General features: G+C 27.9%; 17 protein-coding genes. All 17 read left to right on the top strand.

Annotation, left to right across the window (positions count from 1 at the left end; translation table 11 throughout):
- Positions 1-5 precede the first annotated feature (5 nt).
- The 17 genes from AJ932_RS07470 (at position 6) to AJ932_RS07395 (ending at position 16,733) form a co-directional block, all read left to right on the top strand.
- Positions 6-1,304 carry a UDP-glucose dehydrogenase family protein gene (locus AJ932_RS07470; protein ID WP_070278652.1) on the top strand — a complete coding sequence of 433 codons (1,299 nt, stop codon included), beginning with the start codon at positions 6-8 and terminating at the stop codon, positions 1,302-1,304.
- Positions 1,301-2,275 (top strand): UDP-glucose 4-epimerase GalE, encoded by a 975-nt coding sequence (galE, locus tag AJ932_RS07465; protein WP_070278650.1) that lies wholly within the window; start codon positions 1,301-1,303, stop codon positions 2,273-2,275. Before AJ932_RS07470 ends, galE begins: the two co-directional genes overlap by 4 nt.
- Position 2,276: 1 nt before the next feature.
- Positions 2,277-3,395 (top strand): UDP-galactopyranose mutase, encoded by a 1,119-nt coding sequence (gene glf, locus AJ932_RS07460; protein WP_070278648.1) that lies wholly within the window; start codon positions 2,277-2,279, stop codon positions 3,393-3,395.
- Positions 3,392-4,360 (top strand): DUF4422 domain-containing protein, encoded by a 969-nt coding sequence (locus AJ932_RS07455; RefSeq protein WP_002912516.1) that lies wholly within the window; start codon positions 3,392-3,394, stop codon positions 4,358-4,360. The genes glf and AJ932_RS07455 overlap by 4 nt, the downstream gene beginning before the upstream one ends.
- On the top strand, positions 4,347-6,197 hold the full coding sequence (locus AJ932_RS07450) for a capsule biosynthesis protein CapA (protein ID WP_032582290.1): 1,851 nt from the start codon (positions 4,347-4,349) through the stop codon (positions 6,195-6,197). The genes AJ932_RS07455 and AJ932_RS07450 overlap by 14 nt, the downstream gene beginning before the upstream one ends.
- On the top strand, positions 6,188-6,733 hold the full coding sequence (locus AJ932_RS07445) for a dTDP-4-dehydrorhamnose 3,5-epimerase family protein (RefSeq protein ID WP_002912518.1): 546 nt from the start codon (positions 6,188-6,190) through the stop codon (positions 6,731-6,733). Before AJ932_RS07450 ends, AJ932_RS07445 begins: the two co-directional genes overlap by 10 nt.
- The gene (locus AJ932_RS07440; protein WP_002912519.1) at positions 6,733-7,791 is read left to right on the top strand and encodes a GDP-L-fucose synthase family protein; all 1,059 of its coding nucleotides are present in this window, start codon (positions 6,733-6,735) and stop codon (positions 7,789-7,791) included. Before AJ932_RS07445 ends, AJ932_RS07440 begins: the two co-directional genes overlap by 1 nt.
- Positions 7,792-7,799: 8 nt before the next feature.
- The gene (locus AJ932_RS07435) at positions 7,800-8,831 is read left to right on the top strand and encodes a GDP-mannose 4,6-dehydratase (RefSeq protein WP_070278646.1); all 1,032 of its coding nucleotides are present in this window, start codon (positions 7,800-7,802) and stop codon (positions 8,829-8,831) included.
- Positions 8,828-9,847, top strand: coding sequence for a D-glycero-D-manno-heptose 7-phosphate kinase (gene hddA / locus AJ932_RS07430; protein ID WP_063674761.1), 1,020 nt, complete (start codon positions 8,828-8,830; stop codon positions 9,845-9,847). The genes AJ932_RS07435 and hddA overlap by 4 nt, the downstream gene beginning before the upstream one ends.
- Positions 9,835-10,440, top strand: coding sequence for a D-sedoheptulose 7-phosphate isomerase (gmhA2, locus tag AJ932_RS07425; RefSeq protein ID WP_070278644.1), 606 nt, complete (start codon positions 9,835-9,837; stop codon positions 10,438-10,440). The genes hddA and gmhA2 overlap by 13 nt, the downstream gene beginning before the upstream one ends.
- Positions 10,428-11,102 (top strand): nucleotidyltransferase family protein, encoded by a 675-nt coding sequence (locus AJ932_RS07420; RefSeq protein ID WP_070278642.1) that lies wholly within the window; start codon positions 10,428-10,430, stop codon positions 11,100-11,102. Before gmhA2 ends, AJ932_RS07420 begins: the two co-directional genes overlap by 13 nt.
- Positions 11,103-11,114: 12 nt before the next feature.
- A complete protein-coding gene (locus AJ932_RS10365) occupies positions 11,115-11,228 on the top strand; it encodes a sugar transferase (protein ID WP_126239730.1) in 114 nt (37 codons plus the stop codon).
- Between the two features lie 346 nt (positions 11,229-11,574).
- Complete coding sequence (locus tag AJ932_RS07415; RefSeq protein ID WP_186820401.1) at positions 11,575-12,930, top strand: DUF2972 domain-containing protein; 1,356 nt, start codon at positions 11,575-11,577, stop codon at positions 12,928-12,930.
- Positions 12,920-13,453: an adenylyl-sulfate kinase gene (locus AJ932_RS07410; RefSeq protein WP_070278639.1), complete on the top strand. Its 534-nt coding sequence runs from the start codon at positions 12,920-12,922 to the stop codon at positions 13,451-13,453. Before AJ932_RS07415 ends, AJ932_RS07410 begins: the two co-directional genes overlap by 11 nt.
- Positions 13,454-14,500 carry a sulfate adenylyltransferase gene (locus tag AJ932_RS07405; RefSeq protein WP_070278637.1) on the top strand — a complete coding sequence of 349 codons (1,047 nt, stop codon included), beginning with the start codon at positions 13,454-13,456 and terminating at the stop codon, positions 14,498-14,500.
- A 10-nt stretch (positions 14,501-14,510) separates the two neighbouring features.
- Positions 14,511-15,470: a pyruvate kinase gene (locus tag AJ932_RS07400; protein WP_032590092.1), complete on the top strand. Its 960-nt coding sequence runs from the start codon at positions 14,511-14,513 to the stop codon at positions 15,468-15,470.
- 9 nt (positions 15,471-15,479) lie between these two features.
- Positions 15,480-16,733, top strand: coding sequence for a cation:proton antiporter (locus AJ932_RS07395; RefSeq protein ID WP_070278635.1), 1,254 nt, complete (start codon positions 15,480-15,482; stop codon positions 16,731-16,733).
- Positions 16,734-16,745 lie beyond the last annotated feature (12 nt).

Here is a 16,745-nt window from a genome sequence, read left to right as displayed (position 1 = left end):
AATATATGAAAATAGGAATTATAGGAACAGGTTATGTTGGACTTCCAACAGGTGTTGGTCTAGCAGAACTTGGAAATGATGTTATTTGCATAGATAGAGAAAAATCAAAAATTGATGCTTTAAATGATGGAATTTTAACAATTTATGAGGATAATCTTGAAGAAATTTTTCATAAAAATGTAAAAGAAGGTCGTTTAAAATTTACAACTTCTATGCAAGAAGGCATTAAAGATGCGGATTTAGTGATCATAGCAGTAGGAACTCCACCGCACCCAGTTACAAAAGAAGCAGATATGAAGTATATTCATGCAGCTGCGACTGAGTTAGCGGATTATTTAACAGGTTATACAGTAATTGCTACAAAATCCACTGTTCCTGTTGGCACAGGCGATGATATAGAAAGTTTAATTAGCAAGAAAAATCCAAATGCAGAGTTTGATGTTCTTTCTTTGCCTGAATTTTTAAGAGAAGGTTTTGCAGTATATGATTTTTTCAATCCAGACAGAATTATAGTAGGAACAAATTCACAAAGAGCAAAAGCAGTGATAGAAAAGCTTTATGAGCCTTTTAAAGGAAAAAGTGAGTTGCTTTTTGTAAATCGCCGTTCTTCAGAAACTATTAAATACGCTTCAAATGCATTTTTGGCTATTAAAATTCATTATATTAATGAAATGGCAAATTTTTGTGAAAAAGCTGGAGCTGATATTTTAGAAGTTGCTAAAGGTATGGGACTTGATACTAGGATAGGAAATCGCTTTTTAAATCCTGGACCTGGATATGGAGGTTCGTGTTTTCCAAAAGATACTTTAGCTATGGCTTTTATGGGTAAGCAAAATGATATCGATTTAACTTTAATCAATGCAGCTATTAAAGGCAATGAAGAGCGTAAAAATCACATGAGTGAAAGAATTTTAAATAGTATTAAGGATATCAAAAATCCAAAAATAGCCGTACTTGGCCTTGCTTTTAAAGATGGCACTGATGATTGTAGAGAAAGTCCCGCTGTAGATATTATTTTTAAACTCTTAGAACAAAAAGTTAAAATTTGTGCTTATGATCCAAAAGCTATGGATTTAGCTAAACAAATTTTAGAGGATAAGATTGATTATGCTAATTCCATGTATGAAGCCATAAAAGATGCTGATGTGATTGCTATACTAACAGAATGGAAAGAATTTTCAAGTCTTGATTTGAAAAAAGCTTATGATTTGTTAAATCATAAAAAAATTATTGATTTAAGAAATTTACTTGATAAAAATGAAGCTATAAAACTAGGTTTTGAGTATCAAGGTGTAGGTAGATGAAAAATATTTTAGTTGTAGGTGGTGCAGGATATATAGGCTCACATACCTTAAAACATTTACTAGATAATAATTATAATTGCATTGTCATAGATAATCTTATCTATGGACACAAACAAGCTATAGATAAAAGAGCTAAATTTATTCATGCAGATTTACTAGATACCTTTTCTTTAACTAGTGTTTTCAAGCAAGAAAAAATAGATGCTCTAGTGCATTTTGCAGCTTTTGCTTATGTGGGAGAAAGTGTTGTAAATCCTGCAAAATATTATCAAAATAATGTAGTAGGAACTATAAATCTTTTAAATGCAATGCTTGAAAATAATGTTAAGGATATAGTATTTTCAAGCACTTGTGCAACCTATGGAGAACCACAATACACCCCAATTGATGAAAAGCACCCTCAAAATCCTATCAATGCTTATGGAAGAACCAAGCTTATGATAGAACAAGTTTTTGCTGATTATGAAAAAGCTTATGGTTTAAGGCATATTTCTTTAAGATATTTTAATGCAGCAGGCGCAAGTAAGGATGGACTTATCGGAGAAAGTCATGAACCTGAAACTCATTTAATTCCTTTAGTTTTAAAGGCTATAAAAGGAGAAATTCCTGCTATAAATATTTTTGGAAATGATTATGATACCGAAGATGGAACTTGTATAAGAGATTATATTCATGTAGAAGATTTAGCATTAGCTCATCGTTTAGCCTTGGAAAATTTACATAAATTTAGTGGTTGTATAAATCTTGGTACGGGGATAGGTACAAGTGTAAAAGAAATTATCAGTGCAGCTGAAGTTGTAAGTGGTAAAAAGTGCCCTATAAATTATGCACCAAGAAGAGCTGGAGATCCTGCAAGATTATACGCAGATAATAAAAAAGCAAAAGAAATCTTATTTTGGGAAGCAAAATATACTGATATTAAAGATATAATTAAAAGTGCTTGGAATTGGGAAAACAATAGAAAGTATTAAGATGAAAAAAGTAAAAAATTTAATTGTAGGTTGTGGGCTTAGCGGGACGATTTTAGCTGAGCGTTTAGCTAGCAAAGGACAAGAGGTTTTAATCATAGATAAAAGAGAGCATATTGGTGGAAATATTTACGATTATAAAGATCAAGAGAGTAATATAACTGTGCATAAATATGGACCCCATGTTTTTCATACTAGTATAAAAGAAGTATGGGAGTATCTAAGTCGTTTTACAAAATGGCATTATTTTATGTATAGAGTAAAAGCTTTTATAGATGGTAAAGAAGTAAATATCCCTTTTAATCTTGATACTTTACATAAAGTTTTTCCAGAGTATTTAGCCAAAGAGCTTGAACAAAAATTAGTAGGTAAATTTGCTTTTAACTCCAAAATTCCTATTTTAGAATTAAAAAATGCAAACGATAAAGATTTAGAATTTTTAGCCGAGTATATTTATAAAAAAGTTTTTTTAGGTTATACAGTAAAGCAATGGGGTGTAAAACCTGAAGAGCTTGATTTTTCAGTTAGTGCAAGGGTTCCTGTATATATAAGTCGTGACGATAGATATTTTGTAGATAATTATCAAGCTATACCAAAAGATGGTTACACAAAAATGATTGAAAATATAATCAATCATCCTTTGATAAAAGTACAATTAAATACTGAGTTTAAAGACATAAAAAAAGATATAGAATATGAAAGATTATTTTATACAGGAGCGATTGATGAATTTTTTGACTATAAATTTGGAAGATTGCCTTATAGAAGTTTAAATATAGTATTTGAAACTTTTGATAAAGAGTATATGCAATCAGGCCCTCAGGTAAATTATCCTGAAAATTACGATTTTACAAGAAGTGTTGAGTATAAATATTACCTTGATGAAAAATCTAATAAAACCATACTTTCTTATGAATTTCCTTGTGAATATGAAGAAGGTAAGAATGAAAGATACTATCCTATACCCAATGATGAAAATCAAAAGCTATATGAAAAATATTTAAAAGAATCTGCTAAACTTACAAATGTGTATTTTTTAGGTAGGCTTGGAGATTATAAATATTATGATATGGATAAAACCGTGGAGAGAGTGTTGAAATTTATAAAGGAGTTATTGCAATGAAAGAAAAAAAAGAAAATCAAAATCCAAGCATCAAAATACTTGTGGGTTACCATAAACCAGCTGAGTTACTTAAAGATGATATTTTAACTCCTATTCACCTAGGAAGAGCTTTGGCAACAGAAGCTTCTAAAGACGGAGAAATGTCCAAGGAGGAATTTGAATGGATGTGTGAAAATATGATGGGAGATGATACAGGGGATAATATATCATATTTAAATCGCTACTTAAATGAATTAACGGGAATTTATTGGGCTTGGAAAAATTATGATAAATTAGGTAATCCTGACTATATAGGGTTTATGCATTATAGAAGACATTTTATTTTTGATAATAATTTTACAAACAGTCTGCAATTAAATGGAGATGGTTATTCATATTTATTTGATGCTTTAGATAAAAAATATTTTCAGTATATTTCTTCAATAGATTTTTTCAGAGAAATTAAAAATTATGACTTGATTATTCCTAAAATTTTTGATTGTAATTTTATTTTAGATAAGATTCAAGAGTTTAAATCTTGCAAAGAATTTTTATATTCTTGGAATGGCAATAATCATACAGGATATAATATAGTTAAATTGATTTCTAGTATGCAGCCAAGATATTCAGATTTTTTAAATATAATCGATAAAAATACAAAATATTACCCATATAATATGTTTATAATGAAAAGAGAAATTTATTTTAACTATGTAAATTTTTTATTTGAAATAATTTTTCAAGTGTATGATATTATGAAAAATGATCTTTATATGAGAACTAATATATTTAATAAAAGAGAGATTGCATGGCTTAGTGAATATATTAGTACGTTATTTTTCTATTCTTTGCAAAAAGAAAATAGAATTATTGGAGAAAAATATGTATCTTGCGGAATTAATTGTTTTAATATTGATAGTAATATCAAAAAGAAAAATAATATTAGTATAAGTAAACTAATAAGGAGAATTCTTGAAAAAATATAAGAGAAAATTAATAATCTCTAATAGAGACGATGGTTTTGGTGAAAGAATGTGTTCTTTATTGAATGCTATGTATATAAGTAAAATTCTTAACTTTCATTTTGGTTTTGTTTGGAAAAATAAAGTTGATAGCTTATTGTATCAATATAAAAAAACTGATAGATATTTATGTTGTAATGATTGTATTGATAAAGAAGAAATTTTTCATAGTGATTTTATAAAAAAATTTCACTATGATACTATACCTAGTTCTATTATTCATAGTTTCTTTAAAATGAAAGGGAAAAGTATTTATATATTAAAAAACAAGCCTTATGAATATTCTTTTGGACACCAATCATGTCAAGAAGATTTATCCACTATTTTTAGTGATGTTAAAGAACGGCAATATAGAAAGCTCCTAAGGAAATCTTGGAATGAAATTCAATTTTCTTTAAATTTTAGACATATAATGCTTGAAGCAGAAAAAGTAGCTAAGATGTTTGAAAAAGGATTTGTAGCAATACATATTCGTAGCGGTGATATTGTTTTTGAATTTAAAGGTTATTCTAGATGGCTTATGTTTTCGGCTTATAAAGCAGTTAGTTTTAATTTGATAGCATCGGTGATCAAATATAAGTTAAATTATATTGAAAATATTATAATTTTTAGTGATGATACAGATTCTTCTAAAATTCTTAAAAAATATTGCGATAATAAAATTTTTTTAGCAGAAGAGTTTTTATGTGATAAACATTTGTCTAATGATGAGAGAAGTTTTTTTGAAATTATTTTAATGTCTAAAGCTCAAGAAATTTATCATTCAGGAAATTCTGGTTTTTCACGATTAGCTTGTTTCATAGGAGTAAGCAGATCTATTTGTATTTATAAATATTTTTCAAAGATACAGCAATATAATTTTATTCTTGATAATATAGATGAGTTAAGATTATCTCGACAACAAAAAGCTTATTCTTATTTTATGTTATTTATTTTTGCTAGAGAAATGAAACTTTCCAAGAAAAAGCAGATGTTTTTTTTGGAAAAGGGTTATGAAGAAGATAAAAATAATAAAGTTTTTATTCTTTCGCAGATAGAAATATATTTTTCATTGTGTGATTATGAGAAAGCAAATCAAATAATTAAAGAAATTGTTTATAAAAATGAGTTTATGTCTTTTTTGGAAATGCTAATAACTAAGTCATATGATTTGGGTTGTTATGATAATTTTGTATTATTTCATTCATATTTATTAAATATGAATGGTTTTCTTCTAAAAAAATATCCATATATTGCTTTAGTTTCGTATTTGATCGCACAAGATATTTATTTAAATTTTAAAAAATTAAGCAATTCTTATCATCATCTTCATATGTTATTTTTAGAATTACTATATCAAAATCAGGATATATTTCAATTTCTTATTGATACCCATTTTTATAAACTGAATATTAAATTTCAGAAATTCAGCAGTAAAGATTATTTTGATATTATGTATTTATTAAAAAACAATGCAACAGTACGAGTGAAACAAAGTTTGGCGTATAAAATAGGTTATGGTTTTATCGGAGCAAACGGTTGGGTTCAAAGATTATATTTTTTTTATCATTTAAATAATGTATTGCTTAGACATAGGACAAACATAAAAGAATTTAAAAATTTTATAAAAAATAAAGATAAATGTCTTATTAAAAGAAATGAAGGGTATTATATGGAATTGCAAAGATTAAGGAATTATCTTTCGTATCAATTTGGCGTAGAAATTATTAAAGCCCATAACAGTTTCTTTAGATTATATTATATTTGTTTGCCTATCAAATTATTATTTATTATTTTAAAAAGGAGATTTCGATGGAAATAAAATTCAATATAGAAGAATCTAAAATTTTGAACGGGGTATATATAATAACTCCGAATAAATTTAGTGATTTAAGGGGTGATATATGGACAGCATTTACAGATGAATATTTGAGTAATTTAGTGCCAAATGGAATTAAGTTTAAGCATGATAAATTTATAAATTCTCATTTTAATGTTTTACGTGGAATTCATGGTGATGTAAAAACTTATAAGCTTGTAACTTGTGTCTATGGAGAAGTGCATCAAGTTGTGGTTGATTGCAGAAAAGATTCGCCAACTTATCTAAAATGGGAGAAATTTATTATAAGCCCTAGAAATCAACAGCTTATTTTATTGCCGCCAAATATGGGAAATTCTCATTATGTAAGTTCAAAAGAAGCCGTGTATTACTATAAGCTTGCTTATGAGGGCGAATATTTAGATGCTCCTGATCAATTTACTTATGCTTGGAATGATGAAAGAATCGCTATAGATTGGCCAACAAATTCTCCTATTCTTTCAGAGCGTGATATTCTTGCAATGAATAAGGATAAATAATGAATAAAGATTCTAAAATTTATATAGCAGGACATACAGGTTTAGTCGGTTCTTCAATTTTAAAAAAATTACAAAATGATGGCTATGAAAATTTAATTTTTAGAACTCATTCTGAACTTGATTTGACAAATCAGCAAGCTGTAACCGATTTTTTTAAAAAAGAAAAACCAGAATATGTCTTTTTCTGTGCTGCTAAAATGGGTGGCATGATGGAACAGCTAGAGAGAAGAGCTGATTTTTTGTATTTAAATTTAATAATGCAAACTTTTGTACTACATGAAGCTTATAAGAATGATTGTAAAAAATTACTTTACTTAAGTTCTCTTTGTATTTACCCACAGGATGCATCACTGCCGATAAAGGAAACAAGTATGCTTGAGGGAAAATTGCAATTTATTAATGAGCCTTATGCGGTTGCTAAAATTACAGGTAATAAAATGTGCGAGTTTTATAACCAGCAATTTGGCACAAATTTTATTACTTTAGTTCCAACAAGTATTTATGGACCTGGGGATAATTTTAATTTAGCCACAGCTCATGTTTTTCCTGCAATATTTGCAAAAATTTATTTAGGAAAATTGCTAAATGAGCAAAAGCATCAAGAGTTGTTTAATAGCTTGAGATTGGATAATATACAAGATGTTTTAAAATATTTAAGTCAATTTGATATTGATGAGAATAAGGTTACATTGCTTGGAAGTGGTAACCCTAGAAGAGAATTTATTTACGTGGATGATGTTGCAGATGCATGTATTTTTACAATGGATAAAATTGATGCTTCTATGTTGAAAAAATATGATGAAAATTTTCATAATACTCACTTAAATTTAGCTGATGGCAAGGATTACTCAATTAAAGAAGTTGCTTTTTTGATAAAAGACATTATAGGATATAAAGGGGATATCATTTTTGACTCTTCCAAGCTTGATGGAACAATGTTAAAGACAACCAATACTGAAAGAATTAGAAAATTAGGCTGGAAGGCAAAAATCAAGCTTGAAGACGGCATTAAGATGATGTATGAATGGTATTTAAAAGAGCAAAATATAAGACAATAGGAAAAATCATGAAAAAAACAGCATTAATCACAGGATTTACAGGGCAAGTTGGCTCACAAATGGCAGATTTTTTACTAGAAAATACTAACTATGATGTTATAGGTATGATGCGTTGGCAAGAACCTATAGACAATATCTATCATTTAAGCGATAGGATCAATAAAAAAGATAGAATCAGCATTTTTTATGCTGATTTGAATGATTATTCAAGTCTTCAAAAACTTTTTGAGAGTAAAAGACCGGATGTGATCTTTCATTTGGCCGCACAGTCTTACCCAAAAACTTCTTTTGATATACCTATAGAAACTTTACAAACCAACATAATAGGAACAGCAAATATTTTGGAAAATATAAGATTATTAAGACAAAAAGATGGATACGATCCGGTAGTACATATTTGTTCTTCAAGTGAAGTTTATGGTAAAGCAAAAGTAGGCATAAAACTTAACGAAGAAACAGCCTTTCATGGAGCAAGTCCTTATAGTATAAGCAAAATCGGCACTGATTATTTAGGAAGATTTTATGGCGAAGCTTATAATATTCGCACTTTTGTTACAAGAATGGGAACACATAGTGGCCCAAGACGAAGTGATGTGTTTTTTGAAAGCACGGTGGCAAAGCAAATTGCACTTATTGAGGCAGGTTATCAAGAACCGGTTATCAAGGTTGGAAATCTTTCAAGCGTAAGAACTTTTCAAGATTGTCGTGATGCTATAAGGGCTTATTATCTACTTTCTCTTGAAAGTGAAAAAGGAAAAGTTCCTTGTGGGGAAGCTTTTAATATAGCAGGAGAAGAAGCTTTTAAACTCCCTGAGGTTATTGATATACTTTTATCTTTTTCTACAAGAAAAGATATTAAAGTAGAACAAGATGAGCAAAGATTGCGTCCTATTGATGCAGACTATCAAATGTTTGACAACACAAAAATCAAAAGTTTTATCAATTGGAAACCAGAAATTCCAGCTAGAAAAATGTTTGAGGATTTATTAAATCATTGGAGAGATGAGATTAAAAAAGGAAGGATTCCTTTGAATAGATGAAAACTATACGCACACAAACTCCTCTTCGCCTTGGTTTAGCAGGTGGGGGAACTGATATTAATTTATATTGTGATAAATATACAGGTTATGTTTTAAATGCGACTATATCTTTATACATACATTGTACTTTGATCGAAAGAGAAGATGGAAAAATCATTTTTGATTCTCCTGATACAAATTCTTACTCTGAGTATGAAAGTAAAGAATTTTTAGAAAATGATGGAAAATTGGATATTTTTAAAAGTATTTATAATCGTATTGTAAAAGATTTTACAAAAAAACCTTTGAGTTTTTCTTTGCATACCTATTCGGATGTACCAAGTGGTAGTGGTTTGGGCGGAAGCTCAACTTTAGTTGTAGGCATTATAAAAGCTTTTGTGGAGTGGCTTAATCTACCTTTAGGAGAATATGAAATCGCTAAACTTGCTTATGAGATAGAAAGAGAAGATTTAGGTATAGTAGGTGGAGCGCAAGATCAATACGCTGCAACTTTTGGTGGCTTTAATTTCATGGAATTTTATGATAATAAAAGAGTCATTGTTAATCCTTTGCGTATTAAAAACTGGATAGCTAGTGAGCTTGAAGCTAGAACCGTGCTTTATTTTACCAATATCACAAGAGAAGCAAAAGATATAGAAGAGCATAAAAAAGGAAAACTTGGAGATGAAAAGTCTTTAGAGGCCATGCACGCGATAAAACAAGATGCTATAAAGATGAAAGAAGCTTTATTTAGAGCCGATTTTGATACTTTGGCACAAATTTTAGGTAAGTCTTGGCAGTCAAAAAAAATCATCTCAGAAATTGTTAGTAATGATGAGCTTGAAAGAATTTATAAACTTGCTATAGATAATGGAGCTTATAGCGGCAAAACTAGCGGAGCAGGAGCTGGTGGATTTATGTTTTTCTTTGTAGATCCTACAAAAAAATACAACTTAATCAAAGCTTTAAACAAAGAACAAGGTTATGTACAAGATTTTTCATTTACAAAAGAGGGGGTTAAATCATGGAGAATTTAAATTCTTATATAAAAGAACATTTTCGAGAATCGATTTTGGTAAAAGAGCAAATTTTAAAAGATGAGAATTTGATAACTCTTATTAAAAATGCTTCATTAGAAGTCATAAAAGCTTATAAAAATGGTAACAAAACTTTGCTTGCAGGAAATGGTGGTAGCGCAGCTGATGCACAGCACATCGCAGGGGAATTTGTAAGTAGGTTTTATTTTGATAGACCAGGGATCGCAAGTATTGCACTTACTACAGATACAAGTATTTTAACAGCTATCGGGAATGATTATGGTTATGAAAATTTATTTGCTAGACAAGTACAAGCTCAAGGAGTTAAGGGAGATGTTTTTATAGGAATTTCTACAAGCGGAAATAGTAAAAATATCTTAAAAGCTTTAGAGCTTTGCAAGCAAAAAGAAATCATAAGTATAGGCTTAAGTGGAGCTAGTGGTGGAGCGATGAATGAACTTTGTGATTATTGTATAAAAGTGCCTTCAACTTGCACGCCAAGAATTCAAGAAGCACATATTTTAATAGGGCATATTATTTGTGCTATCGTTGAGGAAGAGCTTTTCGGTAAAGGTTTTTTTTGCAAGCAATAATACTTTGTGGTGGCTTAGGAACAAGACTTAAAAGTGTTATAAAGGATATTCCAAAGCCTATGGCACCGATAAATAATAAACCTTTTTTAGAATTTATTTTTGAGTATCTTAAAAAACAAGGCATAAAAGAAGTTATCTTAGCAGTATCATACAAATATGAAGTGATAAAAGAGTATTTTAAAGATGAGTTTTTAGGTATAAAAATAAAATACAGCATCGAAAAAGAGCCTCTAGGAACAGGTGGAGCTATAAAAGAGGCTTTGAAATTTATAAAAAATGAAGCTTATGTTTTAAACGGCGATACTTTTTTTGATATAGATTTAAGTAAATTAAAGCTAAATGGAAATAGAATTTGCCTCGCTTTAAAACAAATGAATGATTTTGATAGATACGGCACGGTAAATGTTGATGGGCAAGGTCTTGTAATTTCTTTTGAAGAAAAAATATTTAAAAATCAGGGTTTAATCAATGGTGGAATTTATCTTTTAGCTAAAGATATTTTTAATGAATTTGATTTAGAGAAAAAATTTTCTTTTGAAGAGTTTTTACAAGAAAATTATAAAAAACTAAAAGCTAAAGCTTGTATTTTTGATGATTATTTTATAGATATTGGTGTGCCTGAGGATTATTATAATTTTACAATCAACCAAAGCCATTTTTAAAGAAGAAACCCTATGTATAACCCAAACTCAGCTATAGAAAGAATAAAAAATCATTTAGCTTATAAACTAGGTCAAACTGTGATAGAACATAGACATAATGGGGGGGGGGTATATAGCATTATTTAAAAAACTTTATAAAATTAAAAAACAACATAAAAAAGAACAACAAATTTATCAACAAACCATACAAATCTTTCCTCAACTTAAATATCCAAGTTTGGAAACATGTCCTGATTATAATGAATCCCTAAGATATAAATTTCATTTATCTTATATGCTGGGAGAAGTTTTAATCAAGGCTGATATGAATAAGTTTAAAGATGGGTATTTTTTTCTTTTTAAAAATATAGAACAAACTAAAAAAGATTATAAAATAATAAAAGAAATTTTAGATCTTTCTAAAAAGTTTGAAGAAAATATTTATATTATACTTGCTGAAAATAAAAATTTATTCATGTGTAATTTGGATAATTTGAAAATTATTTTAGACTTACATAAAAATTATATACCAGCATTAAAAGTTATTTTTCAAAATTTTAATTATACGCTAAATCATTTGGAAATGATACAAGAATGGTTATTATCAAGTGATTTTAAGCAAAGATTTCAAGATGTAAATCATCCTTATCCTTCTTTACTTGACCCTAAAAAACTTAATGATCAAGCAGAAAAAATAAATTATCATAATATTTCAGGCGAATTAGCTTGGAAAATGAATTTACCATTGCCTGAAAATTATAAATTAATATGGCTATGGGCTGCATGTAGTGGAACAATGGCTATTTATACATTTTTTAATTATTCAGGTATTTCAACTATTAATGCAAATGGTTGGGAAGATGAAAAAAAAGTTTATATTGATAATTATACGTATATATTAAGCAAAAAAACACATGTAGCAATAGCTCCAAGAGTGTTTGAAAATAATGATAAAATTTATTATTTATTTACTAGCAATGTTCCTTTATTATATATATGTAGAGATCCAATATCAATTATCAGGCATGCAATAAATCATATAGGTGACCAAAATAGCAAAATAAAACCAATGATGAAACAGATAACTTTAAATTCAAATTTTAAAGAGCTTTTTCCAGAAATACTTTACTGGTATTCCAATTCAAGCAAACCTGAATTGAATAGCTTGATAAAAGTTTTAGATAATTATGAACTTTACTTTAAATCATATCAAAGAATTAAAATTTTAAAAAAAGATGTATTGTGTTTTGAACTTAATGAAATCTCTGGTTTAAATGCTCGAAAAACATTTGATTTTATAGCTGATAAATTTTTTAATGTAAAATGCGATTATTCTTTTTTTTCTAAAAGAATTAATCGCCATCAAGGTGACTTGGTTGTGCTTCCAGTTGTATATTCTATTGTTATAGGTGAAATTTGTATTAATATAGTAATTACTACAAAAAATCTTATGTATTTTAATTCTTTAGAGCCTAAGATGACAGATGAAGACTATATTGACATTACTTCTGAAATTTTTAAAGAAAGAAAGTTAATGTTTGATAATATTATTTTGTTAATAAAACAAAAAGAATATAATATTTTAAAGAATAATCAAAAATGTTTTATAGATAGCAAAAAATATTTAAACGGTTATATGGATGCGTTTGAAGAGAATGAGATAAAGATTAAAAACAATCTTATTACAGAAGAAGAAATTTTGCAATATTTACAAATGAGAAAAGATTTGCGATTAAAATTAAAAGATATTTTAGATGAAGAATTAAATTTTATAAAAATAAATTATCCAAAGCATTTAAAACAATGGAAATATTATCAAAAATTTGAGCAGATGTGTAATGAAACATAATTTAACTATTTGGCTTACAGGTTTAGCAGGAAGTGGTAAAAGTTATATAGCGCAAGCATTGTATAGAAAATTAAAAGAGAAATATGACAATGTTATTTATCTTGATGGAGATGAGTTAAGAGAGCTTTTGGGATTTTTTACTTATGATAAAAAAGGTCGTATGGATGTATCCTTTAAACGATCCGATTTTGCTCGTTTTTTAAGTAATCAAGGAATGATAGTTATCGTAAGTGCGATTTCTATGTGGAATGAAATTTATGAGTATAACCGCAAATATTTAAAAAATTATTTTGAAATTTATATAAAATGTGAATTTGAAGAGTTGAAAAGACGCGATAAAAAGAATTTATATACCCAAGCTTTAAAGGGTGAAATTTCAAATGTCGTGGGTGTAGACATTCCGTATGATGAACCAAAGGCTGATTTAGTGATTGATAATACCCAAATGACAGCGCTTGATGATAAGGTTTGCCTTATTTTAACAGCACTTTCTCAAAATTTAGATAATTCAAAGCGCGAATAAATGTTACAAGTTACTCATGAAAATTTCCTAGATTTAAAATATTTTGCTAGCAGTGTGTTCTATCCTTTGGAAGGTTTTATGAATTATGAAGAATATAAAAAAGTAATTTATGAAATGCAACTTTTAAATGGTGAAATATGGACCTTGCCTATTACTTTGGAAGTGGATGATTTTAAAGATATTTATGTAGGACAAAAGCAAGATTTATATTATCAAGACAAATTTATAGGAAATATTCAAATCGAAGATAAATTTTGCGTTCAAGATCAGGATCTTTATGAAATTTTTCAAACTAAAGATGAAAAACATCCTGGTATTATTAAAGAAAAAAAACGCTCTTCTTTGCGTGTTGGTGGAAAGATAGAACTTAAAGAAGAATTTTATAAAGATTCTTTATATAAAAATATCTTAAAAGATGTTTTTAATGCTGATATTAAGACCATAGTGGGTTTTCAAACAAGAAATCCTATCCACAGAGCTCATGAACATTTGCAAAGAATTGCGCTTGAAATTTGCGATGCTTTGTTTATTAATCCTCTAACAGGCTGGAAAAAGCAAGGGGATTTTACCGAAGCAGCAGTGATGAGTGCTTATAAAACTATGTTTGATGAGTTTTATCCTAAAGATAGAGTTTATATTCAAGGTTTACAAACTGCTATGCGTTATGCAGGTCCTAAAGAAGCTATTTTTCATGCTTTACTTAGAAGAAATATGGGTTGTACCCATTTTATCATTGGCAGGGATCATGCAGGAGTGGGAGATTATTACGGAATTTACGAGGCACAAAAGTTAGCTAAAGATCTATCAATGCGTTATGATTTAGGTATAGATTTTTTACTTTTAAAAGAACCTTATTATTGTTCTAAATGTCAAAAAATTGTGAGTGAAAAAAATTGTGCACATTATAAAGAACATAGAATTGCAATTAGTGGTACGCAAATTAGAAAGGATTTAAGTGAGGGTAAAATTCCTAGCGAACTTATGATGCGTTCAGAAATTTCTGCTAGTATACTTGCTTTAGGTAGAGGAAATATTTTTATCAATTAAAGGATTGACAATGAAGAAGCTTATTTTAACAACAGGCCCTAGTTTAGGTGGAAAGATAAATCTTAATCAAATTCATCAAGATAAATTTATTTATAGAATCAATGGGGCACATGGAGATATAGAGAGTATTAAAAATACTATTATTAATTTAAGAAAACAAAAAACTGATATTGATATTTTGATTGATTTACCAGGAAATAAAATTAGAACTTCAGGCATTAGCGAGGCTATTCAAGTAGAAAAAGATAAGGATTTTTCTTTAAAAATTGATCAATTTAACTATAAAGAATTTTATAAGCTTGTTAAACCAGGTATGGAGGTTTATGCAAATGATAGTGTGTTTTTATTTATTGTAAAAGAAGTTAACGATAAAGAAATTATATTTACATCTAAAAGCACAGGATTGCTTTTAAATAATAAGGGTATGCATGTAAGAAATTTGCATGATAATATTCCTTTTTTATTTGAAAAAGACAAGGAACTTATAAAGCTTTGCAATGAGTTTGATATAGCTTATGTAGGAGCTTCTTTTGTAAGAAAAGCAAGTGATATACAAGAATTAAAACAAGTGCTTCATTCAAATACTAAGATTATTTCTAAAATTGAAACTTTAGAAGCAGTGAATAATTTATACAGTATTTTGCAAGAAGTAGAATATATTTTAATTGATAGAGGAGATTTATCCACAGAAATTGGTATAGAAAAAATTCCACGTTTTCAAAATTATATTGTAGAAATGGCACATCATAATGCAATTAAAGTATTTTTAGCTACACAAATTTTAAAAAATATGGAAGAAAAACCCATTCCTACTATTGCAGAAATTGATGATTTATATAATATCGCAAAAAGTGGAGTTTTTGGTGTGCAACTTTCTGAAGAAACAGCTGTAGGACACTATGTAGAAGAATGTGTTAAGATTTTAAATTTAATACAAGATGAAATCAATAATGAAAAAATCATTCTTTAAGAAAGCAATATGAAATTTGAATCTTTAAGTCCTGAGAATATTAGTATTATATTTTTATCTTTAGGAGTTTTATTATTTTCTTCTTTTGTTTTTGGAAAATTATTTACTTTATTTAAAGCCCCAAAAGTAATTGGTGAAATTTTTGGTGGTTTTGTTTTGGGGGCAAGTGGTTTGTATATTTTTGCTCCTGATTTACTTACAGATATCTTTAATGGATTTAACGAGCAAGGCAAGATATTAAATATTTTTTATCAATTAGGTTTGATATTTTTAATGTTTATTGCAGGGTTTAATACGCAAATTAGTTTTGAAAAACAAAATATTAAGATTATTTCTACTTTATTTTTAGGTGGTACTTTTTTATCTGCTGGTGTGGGATATTTTTTTATTGATTATTTTAAAGAAAGTTTTATTGGAATAAAGGGGAATGATTTATCTTTTGATTTGGTTTTTTTAATAGCCATTGCTGTAACTTCTATACCTGTGATATCAAAAATATTTTTTGATATAGGAGTGATTAAAACAAGATTTGCAAGCATAGTTTTAACCACTTCAACAATACAAGATTTGTTTTTATGGATTTTACTAAATATTACTATTAATGCCGCAACAAATCAAGATTTAACTTTAATGAGCAATCTTAAAACCGCTTTTCTTACTTTATTTTTATTTATAGCTGTGAAGGTAATTTCTCATTTCTTTGAAAAAATTTCTTTTCGCATGAGTACAATTGATTTTTTTACTTTAAGCTTTGTTGTGTTATTTTTATCTATAGCTTTTTTAAATATGATTCATATCAACCCTATGTATACTTCATTTCTTGTAGGTTTTTTAATAAAAAATATTTTAAATAATCATCAAGAATTAAGAGAAAAAGTTAACGGTATTTCAGATATGGCTTTTTCATTTTTTATTCCTATTTATTTTGCTTTAATCGGTATTCAATTAAATATTATACATGAATTTTCTTTTAGTATGTTTATATTCTTCCTAATTCTTGCGTGTTTATTGAAATTTTTAGGTTGTTATATAGGATTAAATTTTGTTAAAATTTCTAATATTTCAAGAATTAATTTTGCAATTACTATGAATGCTAGAGGTGGTCCAGGAATAGTTTTAGCGAGTGTTGCCTATTATTATCAGATTATTAATGTAAGTTTTTTTACAACACTTATTTTAACTGTTTTAATTTCTTCGATGATGGCGGGTTATTGGTTGAGATATCAAAAAAATAAAAATATAAATATTTTTTCTGAATTTTGATAAAAATTATAG

The organism is Campylobacter sp. BCW_6873, from assembly GCF_001762365.1.
In the GTDB taxonomy this organism is placed as follows: domain Bacteria; phylum Campylobacterota; class Campylobacteria; order Campylobacterales; family Campylobacteraceae; genus Campylobacter_D; species Campylobacter_D jejuni.
Note: the sequence above shows the minus strand (reverse complement) of the source record. Positions and strands in the feature narration are given on the sequence as shown.